Genomic DNA, 19,594 nt, shown 5'->3' on the forward strand with positions numbered 1-19,594 from the left:
TCATGGTGTCTTCACGCCGCTGGTCGGCCCGACCCCATTTCAGCTAGATGAAACCTGAGGCTATACTCGGGGCGTTCCGTACCCCACGCCGGAACGACCAGACCCGAATCCCCGGAAACGACACCATGCGCCCGCAGCCGCTCGCCGCTTGTCTCGCTCTGGCCGTCCTCCTGCCCCTTGGGGCCGCCGCACAGCCCGCTCCTGCTCCTGCCACACCCGCTCCGGCCCCGGCTCCTGCCGCCGCGCCGGCGCCTGCCGCGCCCACCGGCAACTTCGACAATGGCCGCGTGCTGGCCTACACCTGCCAGGGGTGCCACGGCATCACCGGCTACAAGAACGCCTACCCCAGCTACCGGGTGCCGAAGATCGGCGGCCAGACCCAGCAGTACCTGGCCCAGGCCCTGACCGAGTACCGCCAGGGCAAGCGCCGGCATCCGACGATGCAGGCGCAGTCGATGAGTTTCAGCGAACAGGAGATCGCCGATCTCTCTGTTTACCTGTCCACCGTCAAGTAAGGCCCGCCCATGTCGAAAGCCGCGCATCCGCTGCGTCACGCCATCGCCCTGTCCGTTGCCCTGCTGCTGGCGGCCTGTTCACAGTCGCAGGTGGAAAACAGCGAGACATCCGCCGCCGATCCGGGCCATGCCAGTGGCGAACACGGCTCTTCTTCTTCGGCTGGCCTGCCTGCAGGTCGCGAGGCCGCCGGTGAAGCCCGCGCCAAGGTGAAGGGCAAGGCCACCAACCAGAGCTGCATCGACTGCCACGGGGCCGATGGCAATGCGCCGATCGATCCGACCTATCCGAAGCTGGGTGGGCAGTACGGTGACTACCTGGCGCATGCGCTGCAGGCCTACCGCGCCGGTGACCGCCAGCACATGTTGATGACGCCACAGGCGAAGGACCTGAGTGATCAGGACATCGCCGATCTGGCGGCGTATTTCGGCAGCCGGCCGAGCCAGCTGCGGGATCTGCACGGGGTCAAATGACCGCAGGCCCCCGGTGGGTGCGGATCGTTGATTGGTAGGTGCGGACCGTTGGTCCGCACTGATGCCACCATCCACGCATGGCGTGGATCTACTGATTCTCGACTCGATCAACCGGCGCACTGCTGGCGCCGACCGATACTCAGCCTTCCAGCTCTTCCCAGCGCGCGTAAGCGGCATCCAGCTCGGCCTGCACCTTCGCCAGCTGCTGGGTGTGCGCGGTCACTTCGGCGCTGCTGCGGGTGTAGAACGACGGGTCGTTCATCGCCGAGGTCAGGCCTTCGACATCGCCTTCCAGCTTCTCGATGGTCTTTGGCAGCTGCTCCAGTTCGCGCGCTTCCTTGTAGGCCAGCTTGCGCTTGGGTGCGGCCGGAGCTGCGGTAGCCGGGGTGGCCGGCGCAGCGGCCGCCGGCTTGGCCGCAGGGGCCGCGGCAGGCGCTGCGATGCTGGCCGCATAACGCTGCCAGTCGCTGTAACCGCCCACGTACTCGCCGATCACGCCATCGCCTTCCATCACCAGCGTGGAGGTCACCACGTTGTCGATGAAGTCACGGTCATGGCTGACCAGCAGCAGGGTGCCGGTGTATTCGCCCAGCAGCTCTTCCAGCAGCTCCAGCGTTTCCACGTCCAGGTCGTTGGTCGGTTCGTCCATCACCAGCAGGTTGGACGGCTGCGCGAACAGCTTGGCCAGCAGCAGGCGGTTGCGCTCGCCACCGGACAGGCGGGTAATCGGCGCACGCGCGCGCTCCGGGGTGAACATGAAGTCCTGCAGGTAGGCATGCACGTGCTTGCGCTTGCCGTTGAACTCGAGGAAATCGCGGCCTTCGGCGACGTTCTCGATCGCGCTCCAGTCTTCGCGCAGCACCGCGCGGTACTGGTCGAAATACGCGATCTGCAGGTTGGTGCCGGCGTTGACTTCGCCCTTGGCCGGCTGCAGTTCGCCCAGCAGCAGCTTGAGCAGCGTGGTCTTGCCGCTGCCGTTGGGACCGATCAGACCGATGCGGTCGCCGCGCATGATGGTGGTGGTGAAATCGCGGACCATGGTGCGCTCGCCGAAGGCGAACGAAATGTCCTTGACGTCGATGACCTTCTTGCCGGAACTGACGCCCTGTGCGGCTTCCATCTTGACGTTGCCGCTGAGGTCGCGACGCTGCGAACGCTCCACGCGCATCGCCTTCAGGCGGCGCACGCGGCCTTCGTCGCGGGTGCGACGGGCCTTGATGCCCTGCCGGATCCAGACTTCTTCCTGCGCCAGCAGCTTGTCGAAGCGGGCGTTTTCCTGCGCCTGCGCATTGAGGCGTTCCTCGCGGCGGCGCTCGTAGTTGGCCCAGTCGCCTGGCCAGCTGGTGACCTGGCCGCGGTCGATCTCGACGATGCGGGTGGCCAGGGCACGCAGGAAGCGACGGTCATGGGTGACGAACACCACGCTGCCGCTCCAGCCCTTCAGGAACGCTTCGAGCCAGTCGATGGCCTCGATGTCCAGGTGGTTGGTCGGTTCGTCCAGCAGCAGCACATCGGGGCTGGACACCAGCGCGCGGGCGAGCAGCACGCGGCGCTTCATGCCGCCGGACAGGCGGCCGAACTCGGCCTCGCCATCCAGGTCGAGCTTGGTCAGGGTTTCGCTGACGCGCTGGTCCAGGCCCCAGCCGTTGGCGGCATCGATCTTGGCCTGCACGTTGCCGAGGGCTTCGCCATCGAAGACTTCGGCATGGCTGAGGTGGTGGAATTCGGCCAGCCACTGGCCCAGCTCGCCAAGGCCGTCGGCGACGACGTCGAACACCGAGCCGGCCGCGCCGTGCGGCACTTCCTGCTCCAGGCGGGTGACGCGCACGCCCTGCTGCACGCGGACTTCGCCGTCATCGGGCTTGTGGTCGCCGGACAGCAGCTTGAGCAGGGTGGATTTGCCGGCGCCGTTGCGGCCGATCAGGGCGATGCGTTCGCCCGGCTCGATCGACAGTTCGGCCTTTTCCAGCAACAACGGGCCGCCGACGCTGAAGTCGACGTTCTGCAGAGTAATCAGAGGCATCCGGATATTGTACGGGTTGGGGGCGTCGGCCGGGTTGCACCCGGCACCCGCGGTAGTGCCGGCCGCTGGCCGGCAACTTCAACGGCAACGTGAAAAGCTGGTTTCCTGTGGGATGGCGGGATGGTTGGAATCGACTGGGGATCTGATGGCTTATTCCACGTCCCCCAGCAGCGCCTGCAACCCCGGCAGCCACTGCTTGCCGGGATGCCGTACCAGCCACAGCGTGCGCTGCAGGGCCGGCAGCGGGGTTTCGAGCACGCGCAGCCGGCCCAGCGCCAGCGGCTCTTCCAGCGCGTGACGCGAAAGACAGGCCAGGCCGAGGCCGGCGATGGCGGCCTGCTTGATTGCTTCGGTATTGCCCAGCTGCAGGGTCTGGGCGAAGCCACGCAGGTGCGGCAGCAGCGCCTGTTCGACAGCTTCGCGGGTGCCGGAGCCGGGCTCGCGCAGCAGCCAGCGTGCGCCGCGAAGTTCATCCAGCGTCCAGCGGGCGGGGGCATCGGCGGCAGCCACGATCACCAGCGGGTCCTGCTGCCAGGCAGTCACCTGCAGGCCGCGTTCGTGGCACGGGCCTTCGATCAAACCGGCGTCCACGTCCAGGCGCTGCACAGCAGCGACCACGCCGGCACTGTTGTCGATGCGCAGGTCGACCTCGGCCTGCGGCGCCTGCCGCAGCAGTTCGGCGATGCGTGGCGGCAGCAGGTAGTTGCCGATGGTGGTACTGGCGGCCAGCACCAGCCGCAGCGGTGCCCCCTGCGACGGGTCGCCGCCGGCGGCCAGCTGACGCTCCAGGTCGGCGGCGTTGACCAGCAAGGTGCGCGCCGGCTCCAGCAGTGCGCGGCCATGCCCGTTCAGCGCCAGACGGCGGCCGATGCGGTCGAACAGCGGGGTGCCGAAGTGCGCCTCCAGCTCCTGCAGGGCGGCGCTGCTGGCCGACTGCGAGAGCGCAATGGCCTGGCCGGCGGCGGTGGTGCTGCCATGGTCTGCGATGGCGACGAAAACCTGCAGCTGGCGCAAGGTCAGGCGCATGGCACTTACCTTCTTGATGGGTAGGTTTCACCCATATTATTCGTTTTACAGGTCATCTTTCCGGGCGCACGCTTGCCCCATCACTCCAGCCCTGCCCCTGCCATGAACGCCCCCGCTCTCTCCCCCTGGTCTCTGCCCGCCCTGCGCCAGCGCTGGCAGCCGCGTCTGCCCGGCCTTCTGCTGGTGGGCCTGATCGCGGCGGCGTCGCTGTATCTGGCCGAGCTTCCGTGGCTCCAGACGCACGGCTTGAGCGCGCTGACCGTGGCGATCGTCGCCGGCATCGTGGTCGGCAACACCTTCTACCCGCGGCTGGCACCGGGCAGCGCGGCCGGTGTCGGCTTTTCCAAGCACTGGCTGCTGCGCGCCGGCATCGTGCTGTACGGGTTGCGCCTGACCTTCCAGGACATCGGCCATGTCGGCGTCACTGGCGTGCTGATGGACGTGCTGGTGGTTGCCAGTACCTTCGGCCTCGCCTGCTGGCTGGGCGTGCGCGTGTTCAAGATGGAGCGCGAGGCAGCCATGCTGATCGGCGCTGGCAGCGCGATCTGCGGTGCGGCAGCGGTGATGGCCGCCGAGCCGGTGGTGCGTGGCCGCGCTGCGCATGTCACCGTCGCGGTCTCGACGGTGGTGGTGTTCGGCACGCTGGCGATGTTCCTGTACCCGGCGCTGTATGCGCTGGTGCAGTCGCACGGCTGGCTGGCGATGGACGCGCGGCAGTACGGCCTGTTCACCGGTGCGACGGTGCATGAAGTGGCACAGGTGGTGGCGGCCGGCCGTGCGGTCAACGAAGCGGCAGCTGACACGGCGGTGATCACCAAGATGGTGCGGGTGATGCTGCTGGCGCCGTTCCTGATCGCGCTGTCACTGTGGCTGGCCCGTGGCGGCAAGGCCAGCGCCGATGGCAGCAAGGCGCGCATCGTGGTGCCGTGGTTCGCGTTCGGTTTCGTGGCCGTGGCCGGTTTCAACTCGCTGCATCTGCTGCCGGCCGGCCTGCAGGCCGGGCTGGTGCAGCTGGACACGGTGCTGTTGGCGATGGCGATGGCCGCGCTGGGCCTGACCACCCACGTCTCGGCGCTGCGCCAGGCAGGCCTGAAGCCGCTGCTGCTGGCACTGATTCTGTTCGCCTGGCTGCTGTTCGGCGGCCTGGCAATCCACCAGGGTGTGCTGGCGGTGCTGGGCTGATCAGGAGCGTGCCGACCAGGGGCGGCACATACCAGTAGATCCACGCCGTGCGTGGATGACGACTCCGACGGGGTCAGAGCCCTTTCCTGCGGAAAGGGATCCGTCCCCACCCCATTAGGCGGGACCGGCCGTGCAGGCAGGTACAATGCGCCATGACTGACTTCTCGACCCTGCCGCTGAGCCCGGCCCTGCAGCCCGGCCTGGATGCCCTCGGCTATACCACCCTCACCCCCGTGCAGGCGCAGAGCCTGCCGGCCATCCTGGATGGCCGCGATGTAATCGCACAGGCACCCACCGGCAGCGGCAAGACCGCCGCCTTCGGCCTGGGCCTGCTGCAGTCCATCGACCCCAGCCTGATCCGCGTGCAGGCGCTGGTGCTGTGCCCGACCCGCGAACTGGCCGACCAGGTCGGCAAGCAGATCCGCAAGCTGGCCACCGGCATCCCCAACCTGAAGCTGTTGCTGCTGGTCGGCGGCGTGCCGCTGGGCCCGCAGCTGGCCTCGCTGGAAGGCCATGACCCACACGTTGTGGTCGGCACGCCCGGCCGCGTGCAGGAGCTGGCACGCAAGCGCGCGCTGAATCTTGGCGCGGTGCGCACGCTGGTGCTGGACGAGGCCGACCGCATGCTCGACATGGGCTTCGAGGAGCCGATCCGCGAGATCGCCGGCCGCACCCACAAGGACCGCCAGAGCCTGCTGTTCTCGGCCACCTTCCCCGACAGCATCCGCGCCATGGCGCGTGACCTGCTGCGCGATGCGGTGGAAGTGACCGTGGAAGGCGCCGACCAGGCACCGGCCATCCGCCACCTGTTCTGCGAGGTGGAACCGGCGCATCGCCAGAAGGCGCTGGCCGGCCTGCTGCTGAAGTACACGCCGGAATCGGCGGTGGTGTTCTGCAACACCCGCAAAGACGTGGACGAAGTAGCCAACTCTCTGCAGCAGTTCGGCTTCTCCGCGCTTGCCCTGCATGGCGACATGGAACAGCGCGACCGCGAGGAAGTGCTGTTGCTGCTGGCCAACCGCAGCTGCAACGTGCTGGTGGCCAGCGACGTGGCCGCACGTGGCCTGGACGTGGAAGATCTGGCGGCAGTGATCAATTACGAGCTTCCGACCGACGTGGAAAGCTACCAGCACCGCGTCGGCCGTACCGGCCGTGCCGGTGCCAGTGGCCTGGCGATCAGCCTGGTGGCCGGCCGCGAGAAGACCCGCGCCGAAGCCATCGAAGCGCAGATGGGGCAGCCGCTGGACTGGCAGAAGACGCCGCTGGCGACTTCGCGCCCGGCCGAACTCCCGCAGGCGGCGATGCGTACGCTGCGCATCGACGGCGGCAAGACCGACAAGCTGCGCCCAGGCGACATCCTCGGCGCGCTGACCGGTGATGCCGGCCTGTCGAGCAAGTTCATCGGCAAGATCGCGATCTTCCCAACCCGCTCCTACGTGGCGATCGCCCGTGAGCAGGCCAACAAGGCCGTGGCCAAGCTGGAAGCCGGCAAGATCAAGGGCCGTCGTTTCCGCGTGCGGATGATGTGACTGAAGCAGCGTGGCCAACCACGGTTGGCAACGATCTGACCTGATACTGGCCAACCTCGGTTGGCCCATCCGTGGCGTCAATCGCGAAAAGTGCTGCCAACCAAGGTTGGCAACTACCGGTTCCCGGCCATTCGCCCTGGTAGATGCCAACCTTGGTTGGCACCTGCCCTTCGATCAGAACACCAGTTCGGTGTGCAGCGGCAGATCCGATTCCCAGCGGGCGCGACCACCCAGGCCGTCCAGTTCGACCAGTACACCGGCACCGACCACGTTCACGCCCAGGCGGCGCACCAGCGACAGCGCAGCGACCAGCGTGCCGCCGGTGGCCAGCACGTCGTCGATGATCGCCACGCGGGCCCCGGCCGGCAGCGCATCGGCGTGCACTTCGATGCAGTCACTGCGGTATTCCAGCGTGTATTCCTCGCGCAGCACCTGGCCCGGCAGCTTGCCCGGCTTGCGCACCGGCACAAAGCCCACGCCCAGCTCCAGCGCCATCGCGGCGCCGAGGATGAAGCCACGCGATTCGATACCGATCACCGCGTCCAGCTTCTGGTCGCGCCAACGGTCGGCCATCGCGGTGATGGCACCGCGGAAGTCCTCGCTATGGGCGAGCAGCGGCATGATGTCCTTGAAGAGGATGCCGGGCTTGGGGAAGTCGGCGATGTCGCGCAGTCGGGAGGCCCACTGCGGAGCGACGAGGGCGTCGGTCATGTCACATTGGCTATCTGATGGCGGCATAGGGTACCTGTTCCGGGCGCCGCCTGCCTGTTGGGGGTGTTCGGCCGGGCTGCGCCCGGCACCTGCGGTAGTGCCGGCCGCTGGCCGGCAACCTCAACGGCAACAGCAAGGGCAACAGCAAGGGCAACAGCGGGTTTCCTGTGGGATGACGGGGTGGGTCCGGTTGCGGGAGACGCCGTAAACCCGTCCGTGGGGGCTTGGCCGCGGCTTGCTCGTGTGCGCTGTCCTGCGCACACGGCAAGACCGGGGTTGGGCGTCCTGCCCAACCCGCCCGAGGCATGCCTCGGGCCCATGCCGCGGACACTCCCGCAACCGGCCCCCCCGCCTTCGATAGTTTCCTGCGATCTGTCGTAGATCCACGCCATGCGTGGATGAATCTCTATCGAAATCGAACATTTCGAGAATTGAACGAAGAGCATCCACGCATCGCGTGGATCTGCCGTGTCGACCAAGGTCGACACCTACCCACAGCCGCGGGAATCTGTCGGAGGTGGGGCGGTGTGGGGCTGCAGGACCGTTGGCGCCATGGATGGCGCCATCGAGCCCCCATGGACGGGTTTACGGCGTGTCCTGCAGCCCCGCACCGTCCCGCCAGACCATCAGCAATCCAGAGCCGCTTTGGCTTTGGCCGTTGCTTGCGCGGTGGCCTCTGCAGGTGCAGGGCGCAGCCCTGCCGAAACCCACCCTCAGGAACTGCAGGACAGCATCGAGCAGCCGGCGCGGTTGTCTGCCCACGCCGGGCGCTTGCCGGCGAAGTGTTCCAGCCCCGCACGCTCGGTGTATGGATCGCGCAGCACGTCCTGCAGTGCGTGAACGCCACCGAGGTCACCCTGCTCTGCGCGGTCGATCGCCTCCTGGGCCAGCCAGTTGCGCAGCACATACAGCGGATTGGCTTTGGCCATCTTCGCCGCGCGCTCACTGGCCGAAAGTGGATCGGCCTGCAACCGCGCCGCGTAGTCCTGCAGCCACTGCTGCAACGGCGCCTGCACCGCCTGCTGGCGCGACTCGTCGTAGTACACCGCATCCAGCACGCCCACGTCTGGCGCCGCTGGATCAACCCGCATCAGCGCACGCCAGGCCAGGGTCATGTCCATGCCGCCGTCCTGCATCAGCTGCTGCCAGCGCTGGTAGAGCCCCAGGTCGTCATCGTCGGCGGCGGCCAAGCCCAGCTTGGCTGCGGCATCGCGTCGGGTGCAGGCCACGAAGGTGGACTGGTAGGCCGCCAGACCGGCCTGCAGCGGCGCCACATCGGCAAACAACGGCGACAGCGCCTGCGCCAACCGGCTCAGGTTCCAGTACGCCACCTGCGGCTGGGTACCGAAACGATAACGGCGGCCCTGTGCGTCGGTGGTGTTCGGCGTCCAGTCCGGGTCGAAGTCCTCGACCCAGCCATAAGGACCGTAGTCGAGCGTGAGGCCGAGCACGGACAGGTTGTCGGTGTTCATCACGCCATGCACGAAACCGACGCGCATCCAGTGCGCGATCATCTCGGCAGTGCGCACCGCGATCTGCGCGAACCAGTCGCCGTACAGCGCCTCACCCTGCCCTTCAAGCTCCGGAAAGTCGCGGGCGATGCACGCGTCGACCAGCTGCCGCAACAAGGCAGTTTCGCCGCGTGACGCTGGCAGTTCGAATGAACCAAAGCGCAGGAACGAGGGCGATACCCGGCACACGATGGCGCCGGGCTCGGCACGCGGGTGGCCGTCGTAGAACATGTCGCGTACCACGTCTTCGCCGGTGCCGACCAGCGACAGCGCGCGCGTGGTCGGTACGCCCAGGTGATGCATCGCTTCGCTGCACAGGAATTCACGGATGGATGAGCGCAGCACTGCGCGGCCATCAGCACCCCGCGAATACGGCGTGGGACCGGCACCCTTCAGCTGCAGTTCCCAATGACGGCCATCCGGTGCGACCAGTTCGCCCAGCGAGATCGCGCGGCCGTCGCCGAGCTGGCCCGCCCAGTGGCCGAACTGATGGCCACCGTAATTGGCCGCCCACGGCTGCATGCCGGCGTACAGCGCATTGCCGCCGAACACCTGCGCGAAGCCTTCGCTTTCGACTTCAGCCGTATCGAAGCCAAGCATCGCGGCGACGTCCGGCGCCCAAGCCAGCAGCGTGGGCGCCGCCACTGGAGTCGGCATCACCGGCGACCAGGCCGCGCCCAGCACTTCGCGGCGGCGCGGGCCGGATTCGGGGTCGCCCGGCAGGGTGTGCAGCAGGCGGTTGTCGAAACGGGGGCTGTCGGTATCCATGGTGCTGAAGATGGGGACGACCGCCGCCCGCCTCAATTGCCGCTGAGCGCCTGCAGATGACCGCCGTGGGCCTCGGCACGCTGGTAGGCCGGGCGCTCGCCGATACGCTTGAGGAAGCCACGCAGCGCCGGCTTGTCGTCGAGGCCACCGCCGCGCGCGGCGGCCGCCTGGATCGGGAAGCTCATCTGGATGTCGGCCGCACTGAAGCGTTCGCCGGCGAACCATGGGCTTTCAGACAGGCGGCGCTCCATCCAGTCCAGGTGCAGTCGTCGCTGCGGGCCGATGAAGCCACGCTCGGCCTTGTCGGCGATGCTGCGCGCAATCGGGCGGGCGAAGAACGGCATCGGCGCGTTGCGGATGCGGCCCATCACCAGGGTCAGCAGCAGCGGCGGCATCGCCGAGCCTTCGGCGTAGTGCAGCCAGTAGCGGTAGGCGATGCGCTCGGCGCCATCGGCCGGCATCGGTGACGGCGACAGCTGGCGTTGGGTGTCATAGCGATCCGCGAGGTAGTCGAGGATGGCACCGGACTCGGCCAGTACCAGCTCGCCATCCTGCAGCACCGGCGACTTGCCCAGCGGATGCACGTTACGCAGTTCGGGCGGTGCCAGCAGCGTCTTCGGATCGCGAGGATAACGGCGCAGTTCGTAGTCCAGCCCCAGCTCCTCCAGCATCCACAGCACACGCAGGGAACGGGAGTTTTCCAGGTGGTGGACGATGCGCATGGGGATGATCCTTGGGGAGGCCCACATCGTACCGCGCCAGCTGCATGCCCCTTGTAGAGTCGAGCGTGCTCGACTGCTTTCCAGAGACAGTCGAGCACGCTCGACTCTACAAAGCTGCAGGCAATAAAAAACGCCGGAAGCTTTCGCTTCCGGCGTTCTGGCTACCAAACGGTAGCAGACGGATTAGACCGCCTGCACCTGGTCAGCCTGCATACCCTTCTGGCCCTGGACGGCGATGAAGGTAACCTTCTGGCCTTCCTGCAGGGTCTTGAAGCCGGTGCCCTGGATGGCACGGAAGTGCACAAACAGGTCCGGGCCGCTTTCCGGGGTGATGAAGCCGAAGCCCTTGGCGTCGTTGAACCACTTGACGGTGCCGGTCTGACGATCAGACATTTGACTAACTCCTGAAACACATGTTGAAAAAATCGCAGCCACCGGGTATCGGGGCCGAGACTGAGTTGCAGGCGTTGGTAAAGCGGATCGATGAGCGGATCGTGAGATCAACTGCACCAGGCCACGATTCACGGTGACCCTAGCAAACACAGTGGGACGAACGATACGCGTGTTTTCTGCAAAAAGCGATAGCCCGGACGTTCATCGGCTGGCCCCGCCCGCTAGACGTGACAAGGGCTGGCAGCCGATCGAGGCTAACCCCGAGTCCCCATTCAGGATTTTCCTACCCTACACTGGGTAAATGACTGAAGCTGAAACCCAAGCTGAACCCGCCCTCCCCCGCATCTGGGTGGACGCGGACGCCTGCCCCACCGTCATTCGCGACATCCTGTTCCGTGCCGCTGAACGCGTTGGCATCGAGCTGACCCTGGTCGCCAACCAGTGGATCCGGACCCCGCCCTCACGCTGGCTGCGTTCGATCCAGGTGCCCCAGGGCCTGGACGTGGCCGACAGCGCCATCGTCGAACGGGTCGCTGCCGGAGACCTGGTCGTCACCCAGGACATCCCGCTGGCCGCGCTGGTGCTGGAGAAGAAGGCCGTGGCGCTGAACCCGCGCGGCCAGCTGTACACGCCGAACAACATGGCCGAGCGGCTGTCGATGCGCAATTTCATGGAAGAACTGCGCGGCGCCGGGGTCCAGACCGGCGGCCCGCCGCCACTGGGCCAGCGCGACCGGCAGCTGTTCGCCGCCGAGCTGGACCGCTGGCTGGCGCGGCGCCCGGTTCGCTGAACGGCCCTACCCGCTCTGGCCGGGCAGGCACAGGCGGCGCTGGCTGCTGAACCGCCGTGGCTCCCCGCTCAATGGGTCATCGAAGGCCAGCCCCTGCGCCAGCAGCTGCAGGGGCGACTCGAACGTGTCATCCCGGCGCGGCCTCAGCTGTGGATACAGGTCGTCGCCCTCGATCGGTGCGCCCAGCGCGGCCATGTGCACGCGCAGCTGGTGCTTGCGACCGGTTTCCGGCTTCAGCCGGTAGCGCCAGACCAGCCCTTCGGCCTCGATCGGCTCGATCAGGCTGCGCGCATTGGGCTCGCCCGGCACTTCGGCCATGCGGAAGAACGGCTCCCCCGGCACCAGACGGCTGTCCCGCTGCAACGGAAACGCCAGCCCGGGCAGCGCCGGTGCCAGCGCCTCATAGGTCTTCTCGATGCGCCGCTCGCGGAACAGCCGCTGATAGGCATCACGCGTGGCCGCCTGGGTCGAGAACAGCACCAGGCCGGCGGTCAGCCGGTCCAGGCGGTGCAACGGCGCCAGTTCGGTGTTGCCGGTGCGTGCGACCAGGCGCGACAGCAGGGTTTGGCGCACATATCCACCGGCCGGCGTTACCGGCAGGAAGTGCGGCTTGTCGGCCACCAGCAGGTGCGCATCCAGATGCAGGATGGTCTCGGCGAAGGGAATCACCGGTTCGTCGGCCACCTCGCGGAAGTACTGGATCTCCAGCCCTACCTGCCAGGGCATGTCCGGTGCCAGCGCCCTGCCCTGCACGTCCTGCACGCGGCCACGCGCGAAGCGGTCCTGCCACTGCGCACGGTCGATGCGCGGGAAACGTGCGCACAGGCCTTCGAGCAGGCTGGGCCAGTGGCCGGGGGGCAGCTGCAGGTGGCTGGGCAGGGTCATGGCGTCCATTCCGGCCACGGGAAAGAGCGCCAAGAGTGCCACCGTTGACACTGCGCAGACAGCCCGGCAACGGACACCCTTGGAGCAAACCTCTATCATTGACGTCTTTAGTCCACGGATCCCCCATGGCTCTTACCGCCACCATCCGCAAGGCCGAACTGCAGATCAGCGACATGGATCGCGGCTACTACGCGACCCACAACCTGACCCTGGCCCAGCACCCGTCCGAGACCGACGAACGACTGATGGTGCGCCTGCTCGCCTTCGCGCTGAACGCCGGCGACCGCCTGGAATTCGGACGTGGCCTGAGCACCGACGATGAGCCGGACCTGTGGGAACACGACTACACCGGCGACATCCTGCAGTGGATCGACCTGGGTCATCCCGACGAATCGCGCATCCGCAAGGCCAGCAACCGCAGCCGCCAGGTGCAGGTGATCAATTACGGCGGCAACGCCTCGGACATCTGGTGGGGCAAGCAGGGCAAGGGCCTGGCGCGCTTCGACAACCTGTCGGTGATTGATCTGGACGGTGAGTTCGTCGAACGCTGGGGCCAGCAGGTCCAGCGCGCGATGCGCTGGAGCGTGCTGATCCAGGACGGTGAAGTGCAGCTGCTCAACGATCAGATGCAGCTCGACGTGATCCCGAACTGGCGCAAGCGCGCCAAGGCATGAGCACGATCCGCTGCGACGTGGTGGTCATCGGCGCCGGCGCGGCCGGGCTGATGACCGCGATCACGGCTGGCCAGCGCGGCCGCCAGGTGCAGGTGATCGACCATGCCAACAAGGTCGGCAAGAAGATCCTGATGTCCGGCGGTGGACGCTGCAACTTCACCAACACCGGCACCACCCCGGGCAACTTCCTGTCGGCCAACCCGCACTTCTGCAAGTCGGCGCTGGCGCGCTACACGCCCTGGCACTTCATCGAGCTGGTCAGCAAGCACGGCATCGCCTATCACGAAAAGGAGCTGGGCCAGCTGTTCTGCGACGTCTCGTCCAAGCAGATCGTGAAGATGCTGGTGGATGAATGCCAGGCGGCCGGCGCGCAGATCCGCACCGAGTGCAGCGTGCAGCGCATCGAACACGGCAGCGACGGTTTCCGCGTGCACACCACGCAGGGCCTGTTCCACTGCGCCTCGCTGGTGGTTGCCACCGGCGGCCTGTCGATTCCGAGCATGGGCGCCACCGGCTTCGGCTACGAGATTGCGCGCCAGTTCGGCCATCAGGTGCTGCCGACCCGCGCCGGGCTGGTGCCGCTGACACTCAGCGGCAAGCACCAGGAGCGGCTGGCCGACCTGAGTGGTGTCGCCCTGCCGATCGAGGCACGTTGCAACGGCAAGCGCTTCCAGAACTTCATGCTGCTGACCCATCGCGGCGTGAGCGGCCCGGCGATCCTGCAGATCTCCTCGTTCTGGCAACCCGGCGATGCGCTGGAGCTGGACCTGCTGCCCGGCCAGGATGCCGGCGAGTGGCTGCGCCAGATGAAGCGCGAGCGCCCGGCCGCCGAGCTGCGCACGGTGCTGGCCGAGGTACTGCCGAAGCGGCTGGCGCAGCGCCTGTGCGAGCACTGGCTGCCCGACCGGCCCGTGCGCCAGCTGGACGAGCCGGTGCTGCGCCAGGCCGCGCAGCTGATTGGCGCGTTCCCGCTGGTGGCCAGTGGCACCGAGGGCTATCGCACCGCCGAAGTCACCCTGGGCGGCGTGGATACCGCTGAGGTGTCGTCCTCGACGATGGAATCCAAGCGCGTACCCGGCCTGCATTTCGTCGGCGAGGTGCTGGATGTGACCGGCTGGCTGGGCGGCTACAACTTCCAGTGGGCCTGGGCCAGCGGCCACGCGGCCGGTGGCGTGGTGTGAACCAGATCGCCGTTCGATGCGTGCAAGGGGCGCGCGCATGGACGGTTCGCCGCGCATCGTGTATCTAGATTCGCAGATTGGGGAGCAGTGCATGCAGAACGCGAACGACATCACCATCCGCCTGCTGATCGTCGATGACAGCGGCGAGAATGCCGAAGCCATCGTCAGCACGCTGCGCAACAGCGGCATCGCGGTGCGCCCTTGGCGTCCACAGGATGCGGCCGAGCTGTCCCAGGTGCTGTCCAGCCAGGCCATCGACCTGGTGCTGGCATCCCCCTCGCAGGGCATCCCGCTGCCGCTGGTGGCCCAGCACATCGCCGCCAGCGGCAAGGACATTCCGCTGGTGCTGCTGGCCGATCGCATCGACGAGGACGAGCTGGTGCAGGCCAGCAGCCACGGCATCCGTGCCCTCGCCCTGCGCCAGCGCTCCGAGCATCTGTTGGCCGTGGTCCGCGACCAATGGGTGGACCTGCAGGCCCGTCGCGGCCTGCGCCGCATCGAAGCGCAGATGCGCGAGACCGAGCGCCGCTGCGATGCGCTGATCGCCTCTTCGCGCGATCCCATCGCCTACGTGCACGAAGGCATGCACATCCGCGCCAACGATGCCTACCTGGAAATGTTCGGCTACGAGCAGTTCGACGACATCGAAGGCATCTCGCTGCTGGACATGGTCGCCGCGCAGCATGTGGAAGGCTTCAAGCAGCTGCTGAAGGGCCTGAGCCGTGGCGAGGCGCCGCCGCCGCAGTACCAGCTCGATGCCCGCCACGAGGATGGCAGTACGTTCGCGGCAACCATGGAATTCACCGCCGCCACCTACGAAGGCGAATCCTGCCTGCAGGTGGTGCTTCGCCGCCGCATGGAGTTCGATCCGGAGCTGGCCCGCGAGGTCGAGGACCTGCGCCAGCGCGATCAGGTCACGGGCCTGCTCAACCGCCCGACCTTCATGCTGCAGCTGGAAAGCGCAGTGGCACAGGCCGGGCGCAGCGAAGGCCAGTTCGGCCTGCTGCTGATCGAGCCGGACCACTATGCGCGCCTGCTGCCGGACATCGGCCTGGCCTCGGCCGACGCGCTGATCGGTGCCCTTGCCGGCCTGCTGGCCGAGGTCGTTGGCGAGGACGCGCAGCTGGCCCGTTTCGGCGAACACAATTTCGCCGTGCTGCAGGCCGGGCCCTACGCGCAGACCGTGGCACTGGCCGAGCGCATCCGCGAAGCGTATGCAGCGCATGTGTTCAGCATCGGCGCGCGCTCGGCCACGGTGACGGTCAGCATCGGTGGCGTGCAGGTGGGCGAGAAGATCGCCAGCATCGGCCAGGTGCTCGCACGCGCCAGCGAGTGCACGCATGCCGCCGCCGAACTGGGGAATACCTGCCGCATCTTCGACCCGGCTGCGGCCGACCGCGTCGAGGAAGAACGCGTTCTGCGCTGGGTCACCCGTATCCGTGAAGCACTGGCCGGCGACGGCTTCCAGCTGCACTACCAGCCGGTGCTGAACCTGCAGGGCGAGCCGCTGGAGCTGTACGAGGCCTACCTGCGCCTGGAGCACAATGGCGAACTGCTGAGCCCGACCGCGTTCCTGGGCATCGCCGAGGAGTACGGCCTGCTGGCGGAGATCAACCGCTGGGTGGTTTCGCAGGCCATCGCCGTACTGGGTCAGCGCGCACGCCAGGGCCACGCCACCCAGGTACTGGTGAAGGTGACGCCGGAATCGTTCGACGACCCAGAGATGATCGCCACCCTGCGGCGCGAGCTGCAGGTGCAGGGCGTGCCCGGCGAACGGCTGTGGCTGCATGCGCCGGAAGCGAAGGTGTTCACCCACCTGCGCAGTGCGCAGCAGTTCCTTGCCGAAGTGGCGCCACTGGGCTGCCGCATCGGCCTGGAGCAGTTCGGTTCGGGATTGGACTCGTTCCAGCTGCTCGCCCACTTCCAGCCGCAGTTCCTCAAGCTGGACCGCGGTTTCACCAGCGATCTGGCGGCCACCCGCGAGAACATCGACCGCATCAGCCAGATCACCGCACGCGCACAGGAGGCCGGCATCCGCACCATCGCCGAGTTCGTCAGCGACGCCAATTCGATGACCCTGCTGTTCAGTGCCGGCGTGGATTACGTGCAGGGCGACTTCGTCGGCCCGGCGCTGCCGGAGATGGGGTTCGAGTTCGGGTGACCGCGGTAGTGCCGGCCGCTGGCCGGCAGCCTTTGGTACCCAGGGTTGCCGGCCAGCGGCCGGCCCCACCAAAAGAGAAGGCCGGCTTTCGCCGGCCTTTTCATTGGTCAGGTCATGTCGACCAGATTATCGATCTTCACGTCCGGATTGACGTCGGCCTCGTAGTCGACACCCTCCACGCCAAAACCGAACAGGCGCAGGAAGTCGGCCTTGTAGCCGGCCAGGTCGCTGATCTCGTACAGGTTCTCATTGGTGACCTGCGGCCACAGCGCGACCACCTTGCCCTGCACGTCTGCCGCCATTTCCTTGTAGTCGGCACGCAGGCGGCCTTCCTCGTCGACCAGCGCGACGGTATGGCCATCGCCATCGACCAGATCGTGGCGCAGGCGATCGATCGCCACGCCGTCGGCCTTGCCGCCGTAGAGGATGTCGTACAGCACGTCCAGCTGCTCGATGCAGCCTTCGTGGGTGCCCTTTTCCTTCATCACCTTGAACAGGAGCGACAGGTAGAGCGGCATGGTCGGAATGGCCGAGCTGGCCTGGGTGACCACGGCCTTCAGCACCGACACGCGCGCGTCGCCGCCGATTTTCGCCAGCTTCTCACGCAGGCCCAGCACCTTGGTGTCCAGGTCCTTCTTGGCGGCGCCGATCGAGCCGTTCCAGTAAATCGCTTGGGTGATCTCTTCGCCCACGTAGGTGAAGGCCGTGGTGGTGCAGCCGTTGGCCAGCACGCCGGCGTCGGCCAGCGCGTCGATCCACATCTGCCAGTCTTCGCCACCCATCACCGCGACGGTGCCAGCGATCTCTTCCGGGGTAGCCGGCTGCAGGGTGGTTTCCGTGATTACTTCCTTGTCGGTATCCAGGCCGCGCAGGGTGATCGGCTCGCCGATCGGCTTCAGCGTGGAGCTGATGACTTCACCGGTCTTGGGGTGCTTGCGACGCGGCGCCGCCAGGCTGTAGACGACCTGGTCGACCTGGCCGAGATCGGCCTTGATCATTTCGATGGTCTTCGCCTTCACTTCATCGGAGAAGGCATCGCCGTTGATGCTCTTGGCGTACAGGCCGGCTTCGTCGGCGTACTTGTGGAACGCAGCCGAGTTGTACCAGCCCGCGGTGCCCGGCTTGGATTCGGTACCCGGGCGCTCGAAGAAGATGCCCAGAGTCGCGGCGCCGCTGCCGAAGGCAGCGGTGATGCGCGCAGCCAGGCCGTAGCCGGTGGAGGCGCCGATCACCAGCACGCGCTTGGGGCCGTTCTGGATCGGCGGACGCGCGCGGATGTAGTCGATCTGCTGCTTGACCGCGGCCTCGCAGCCGGTCGGGTGGGTGGTGACGCAGATGAAGCCGCGGACGCGCGGTTTGATGACCATGGATACCTCGGGTTGGCAGATGCGGCGCGCGGGGCGCTCAGCAGGAATACGGGTGCGCGCCTGCGCGCGCGAACCGCAGGATCGTAGTGCGCGGGGGCCGAATGCACAACCGACGCTGGCGTAGGGTGGTGTTTCTTTTGCAGGGTTGCACCCTGCACCTGCGGTAGTGCCGGCCGCTGGCCGGCAACCTCAACAGCAACGTCAAAAGCTGGGTTCCTGGGGGTGGGGGGGGTGGGTCCGGTTGAGGGGGACGCTGCAAGTACGTCCATGTAAGCTCGGTCGCCGCATCCATGCGGCTCACGCCCCCTCAACCGGACCCACCCCGCCTTCGACAGACTTCCGCGATCTGTTGGAACGGCGTGCGGCCTTGGTAGGTGTCGACCTTGGTCGACACGGTTGAATTCATTCGATATCTGACAGATGTGTCGACCAAGGTCGACACCTACCGACAGCCGCAGGAATCTGTCAAAGGTGGGGCGGTGTCGGAGTGCGGGGTGTCAGCCGCATGGATACGGCTGCCAAGCCTACAGGGACGTACTTGCGGCGCCCCCGCACTCCGACACCGCCCCACCAATCCACGGAATGCCCGCTGTTGCTGTTGCTGTTGCCTCTGCAGGTGCAGGGCTGCAAGCCCTGCCAACAAAAAACCCCGCTTGCGCGGGGTTCTCTGTGCATTGCGTGCAGCGCGAACGCTTACGGGCGACGGGCCAGGGCCTCGACGTCCTTCGCCTTCGGCAGCAGGTCCTGCTTGCTGACGCGCAGGAAGCCGATCGTCAGCATCGGCACCGCCACCAGGATCGAGGACAGCACCACAATCACCGCACCGATCATGTGCGTCTCGGCCAGGCCTTCCATCGAGCTGCCGCCGTACATGTACAGCGCCAGCGCCGACAGGAAGAACATCACCGCGGTGATCACCGTACGCGACAGCGTCTGGTTGATCGAACGGTTCAGCACTTCCATCGAGTCCACGCGCAGGCTGCGGAAGTTCTCGCGGACGCGGTCGAAGACCACGATGATGTCGTTGATCGCAAAGCCCATCACCGACAGCAGGCCGGCCAGCACGGTCAGGTCGAACTCACGACCCAGCAGGGACACGTAAGCCACCGTCACGATCAGGTCGAACATCGCCACGATGCTGGCAGTGACCGCGAACTTCCACTCGAAGCGCACCGCGATGTAGATCAGGAAGCCGGCCAGCATGAAGATGGTCGCGTACAGGCCATTCATCGCCAGATCCTTGCCGATCTGCGGGCCGACGAACTCGTTGCGCAGCACGGTGGCCTGGTTGTCTGCAGAAGACAGCGCCTTCACCACGGCGGCAGCGGTGGCCTTGTCCTCGGCGGCGGCGTCACCGGTACCCGGCGCATGCTCACCGTGCGGGGCCAGGCGGATCAGCAGGTCGGTGTTGCCACCGACGCTCTGGACCTGGGCGCCCTCAAAGCCACTCTGCTCGAGCTTGTTGCGGACCTGCTCGACGTCCACCGGCTTGTCGAAGCGGGCTTCGATCAGGGTGCCGCCGGTGAAGTCCAGCGCATAGTTGAAGCCCTTGATGCCGATGATGGCGACCGAGGCCAGGAACACCACGATGGTGACTGCCATGGCGACATGGCGCCAGCGCATGAAGTCGATCTTGGTGTCGTTCGGGAGGATGTGCAGCGGAAACAGTTTCATTGTGCGTGTCG

The 19,594-nt window shown here is 66.9% G+C and carries 17 protein-coding genes; 8 read left to right on the forward strand and 9 right to left on the reverse strand.

The window, feature by feature from the left end; genetic code table 11:
* Nucleotides 1-125 precede the first annotated feature (125 nt).
* A complete protein-coding gene (locus AC5P9L_RS13075) occupies nucleotides 126-515 on the forward strand; it encodes a c-type cytochrome (RefSeq protein ID WP_005413034.1) in 390 nt (129 codons plus the stop codon).
* Between the two features lie 9 nt (nucleotides 516-524).
* Complete coding sequence (locus tag AC5P9L_RS13080) at nucleotides 525-986, forward strand: c-type cytochrome (RefSeq protein WP_012479939.1); 462 nt, start codon at nucleotides 525-527, stop codon at nucleotides 984-986.
* Between the two features lie 139 nt (nucleotides 987-1,125).
* Here AC5P9L_RS13080 and AC5P9L_RS13085 read toward each other — a convergent pair whose 3' ends face one another.
* Nucleotides 1,126-3,009: an ATP-binding cassette domain-containing protein gene (locus AC5P9L_RS13085; protein WP_005409272.1), complete on the reverse strand. Its 1,884-nt coding sequence runs from the start codon at nucleotides 3,007-3,009 to the stop codon at nucleotides 1,126-1,128.
* Between the two features lie 150 nt (nucleotides 3,010-3,159).
* Complete coding sequence (locus AC5P9L_RS13090; RefSeq protein ID WP_049452625.1) at nucleotides 3,160-4,035, reverse strand: LysR family transcriptional regulator; 876 nt, start codon at nucleotides 4,033-4,035, stop codon at nucleotides 3,160-3,162.
* Between the two features lie 102 nt (nucleotides 4,036-4,137).
* On the opposite strand from AC5P9L_RS13090, the gene AC5P9L_RS13095 reads away from it, so the two are divergent.
* The gene (locus tag AC5P9L_RS13095) at nucleotides 4,138-5,217 is read left to right on the forward strand and encodes a YeiH family protein (RefSeq protein ID WP_262101649.1); all 1,080 of its coding nucleotides are present in this window, start codon (nucleotides 4,138-4,140) and stop codon (nucleotides 5,215-5,217) included.
* A gap of 152 nt (nucleotides 5,218-5,369) precedes the next feature.
* On the forward strand, nucleotides 5,370-6,746 hold the full coding sequence (gene dbpA, locus AC5P9L_RS13100; protein WP_005409269.1) for an ATP-dependent RNA helicase DbpA: 1,377 nt from the start codon (nucleotides 5,370-5,372) through the stop codon (nucleotides 6,744-6,746).
* Between the two features lie 174 nt (nucleotides 6,747-6,920).
* On the opposite strand, the gene AC5P9L_RS13105 is transcribed toward dbpA, so the two are convergent.
* From AC5P9L_RS13105 to AC5P9L_RS13120, 4 genes are all read right to left on the reverse strand, one after another.
* Nucleotides 6,921-7,457, reverse strand: coding sequence for an adenine phosphoribosyltransferase (locus AC5P9L_RS13105; protein ID WP_032964924.1), 537 nt, complete (start codon nucleotides 7,455-7,457; stop codon nucleotides 6,921-6,923).
* 713 nt (nucleotides 7,458-8,170) lie between these two features.
* The gene (locus AC5P9L_RS13110) at nucleotides 8,171-9,736 is read right to left on the reverse strand and encodes a protein adenylyltransferase SelO (RefSeq protein WP_100438415.1); all 1,566 of its coding nucleotides are present in this window, start codon (nucleotides 9,734-9,736) and stop codon (nucleotides 8,171-8,173) included.
* Between the two features lie 32 nt (nucleotides 9,737-9,768).
* Entirely contained in the window at nucleotides 9,769-10,458 is a 690-nt protein-coding gene (locus AC5P9L_RS13115) for a glutathione S-transferase family protein (protein ID WP_005409266.1), read from the reverse strand.
* A 183-nt stretch (nucleotides 10,459-10,641) separates the two neighbouring features.
* Nucleotides 10,642-10,851 (reverse strand): cold-shock protein, encoded by a 210-nt coding sequence (locus tag AC5P9L_RS13120; protein WP_004153307.1) that lies wholly within the window; start codon nucleotides 10,849-10,851, stop codon nucleotides 10,642-10,644.
* 301 nt (nucleotides 10,852-11,152) lie between these two features.
* On the opposite strand from AC5P9L_RS13120, the gene AC5P9L_RS13125 reads away from it, so the two are divergent.
* Nucleotides 11,153-11,641, forward strand: a complete 489-nt coding sequence (locus tag AC5P9L_RS13125; protein WP_005409265.1) for a YaiI/YqxD family protein — start codon at nucleotides 11,153-11,155, stop codon at nucleotides 11,639-11,641.
* A 6-nt stretch (nucleotides 11,642-11,647) separates the two neighbouring features.
* Here AC5P9L_RS13125 and AC5P9L_RS13130 read toward each other — a convergent pair whose 3' ends face one another.
* Nucleotides 11,648-12,526 (reverse strand): pseudouridine synthase, encoded by an 879-nt coding sequence (locus tag AC5P9L_RS13130; protein ID WP_262101648.1) that lies wholly within the window; start codon nucleotides 12,524-12,526, stop codon nucleotides 11,648-11,650.
* Nucleotides 12,527-12,651: 125 nt separating this feature from the next.
* Here AC5P9L_RS13130 and AC5P9L_RS13135 point away from each other — a divergent pair, with 125 nt between their 5' ends.
* From AC5P9L_RS13135 to AC5P9L_RS13145, 3 genes are all read left to right on the forward strand, one after another.
* Nucleotides 12,652-13,200 (forward strand): YaeQ family protein, encoded by a 549-nt coding sequence (locus AC5P9L_RS13135; protein ID WP_111204438.1) that lies wholly within the window; start codon nucleotides 12,652-12,654, stop codon nucleotides 13,198-13,200.
* Nucleotides 13,197-14,381: a BaiN/RdsA family NAD(P)/FAD-dependent oxidoreductase gene (locus AC5P9L_RS13140; protein WP_262101647.1), complete on the forward strand. Its 1,185-nt coding sequence runs from the start codon at nucleotides 13,197-13,199 to the stop codon at nucleotides 14,379-14,381. The genes AC5P9L_RS13135 and AC5P9L_RS13140 overlap by 4 nt, the downstream gene beginning before the upstream one ends.
* A gap of 91 nt (nucleotides 14,382-14,472) precedes the next feature.
* On the forward strand, nucleotides 14,473-16,542 hold the full coding sequence (locus tag AC5P9L_RS13145) for an EAL domain-containing response regulator (RefSeq protein WP_154329364.1): 2,070 nt from the start codon (nucleotides 14,473-14,475) through the stop codon (nucleotides 16,540-16,542).
* A gap of 107 nt (nucleotides 16,543-16,649) precedes the next feature.
* On the opposite strand, the gene fabV is transcribed toward AC5P9L_RS13145, so the two are convergent.
* Both fabV and secF read right to left on the reverse strand, forming a co-directional pair.
* Nucleotides 16,650-17,909, reverse strand: coding sequence for an enoyl-ACP reductase FabV (fabV, locus tag AC5P9L_RS13150; protein ID WP_012479931.1), 1,260 nt, complete (start codon nucleotides 17,907-17,909; stop codon nucleotides 16,650-16,652).
* 693 nt (nucleotides 17,910-18,602) lie between these two features.
* Nucleotides 18,603-19,583: a protein translocase subunit SecF gene (gene secF / locus AC5P9L_RS13155; protein WP_005409259.1), complete on the reverse strand. Its 981-nt coding sequence runs from the start codon at nucleotides 19,581-19,583 to the stop codon at nucleotides 18,603-18,605.
* Between the last annotated feature and the right edge of the window lie 11 nt (nucleotides 19,584-19,594).

The sequence above is a fragment of the Stenotrophomonas sp. YJH_SMC_64 genome (assembly GCF_059371375.1).

What these genes read in the sequence shown, in the direction of transcription:
- fabV (WP_012479931.1), bottom strand. Translation starts at nt 17,909, where the DNA reads ATGGTCATCAAACCGCGCGTCCGCGGCTTCATCTGCGTCACCACCCAC.
- AC5P9L_RS13085 (WP_005409272.1), bottom strand. Translation starts at nt 3,009, where the DNA reads ATGCCTCTGATTACTCTGCAGAACGTCGACTTCAGCGTCGGCGGCCCG.
- AC5P9L_RS13110 (WP_100438415.1), bottom strand. Translation starts at nt 9,736, where the DNA reads ATGGATACCGACAGCCCCCGTTTCGACAACCGCCTGCTGCACACCCTG.
- dbpA (WP_005409269.1), top strand. Translation starts at nt 5,370, where the DNA reads ATGACTGACTTCTCGACCCTGCCGCTGAGCCCGGCCCTGCAGCCCGGC.
- AC5P9L_RS13135 (WP_111204438.1), top strand. Translation starts at nt 12,652, where the DNA reads ATGGCTCTTACCGCCACCATCCGCAAGGCCGAACTGCAGATCAGCGAC.
- AC5P9L_RS13140 (WP_262101647.1), top strand. Translation starts at nt 13,197, where the DNA reads ATGAGCACGATCCGCTGCGACGTGGTGGTCATCGGCGCCGGCGCGGCC.
- AC5P9L_RS13130 (WP_262101648.1), bottom strand. Translation starts at nt 12,526, where the DNA reads ATGACCCTGCCCAGCCACCTGCAGCTGCCCCCCGGCCACTGGCCCAGC.
- AC5P9L_RS13095 (WP_262101649.1), top strand. Translation starts at nt 4,138, where the DNA reads ATGAACGCCCCCGCTCTCTCCCCCTGGTCTCTGCCCGCCCTGCGCCAG.
- secF (WP_005409259.1), bottom strand. Translation starts at nt 19,583, where the DNA reads ATGAAACTGTTTCCGCTGCACATCCTCCCGAACGACACCAAGATCGAC.
- AC5P9L_RS13075 (WP_005413034.1), top strand. Translation starts at nt 126, where the DNA reads ATGCGCCCGCAGCCGCTCGCCGCTTGTCTCGCTCTGGCCGTCCTCCTG.
- AC5P9L_RS13120 (WP_004153307.1), bottom strand. Translation starts at nt 10,851, where the DNA reads ATGTCTGATCGTCAGACCGGCACCGTCAAGTGGTTCAACGACGCCAAG.
- AC5P9L_RS13115 (WP_005409266.1), bottom strand. Translation starts at nt 10,458, where the DNA reads ATGCGCATCGTCCACCACCTGGAAAACTCCCGTTCCCTGCGTGTGCTG.
- AC5P9L_RS13090 (WP_049452625.1), bottom strand. Translation starts at nt 4,035, where the DNA reads ATGCGCCTGACCTTGCGCCAGCTGCAGGTTTTCGTCGCCATCGCAGAC.
- AC5P9L_RS13125 (WP_005409265.1), top strand. Translation starts at nt 11,153, where the DNA reads ATGACTGAAGCTGAAACCCAAGCTGAACCCGCCCTCCCCCGCATCTGG.
- AC5P9L_RS13080 (WP_012479939.1), top strand. Translation starts at nt 525, where the DNA reads ATGTCGAAAGCCGCGCATCCGCTGCGTCACGCCATCGCCCTGTCCGTT.
- AC5P9L_RS13105 (WP_032964924.1), bottom strand. Translation starts at nt 7,457, where the DNA reads ATGACCGACGCCCTCGTCGCTCCGCAGTGGGCCTCCCGACTGCGCGAC.
- AC5P9L_RS13145 (WP_154329364.1), top strand. Translation starts at nt 14,473, where the DNA reads ATGCAGAACGCGAACGACATCACCATCCGCCTGCTGATCGTCGATGAC.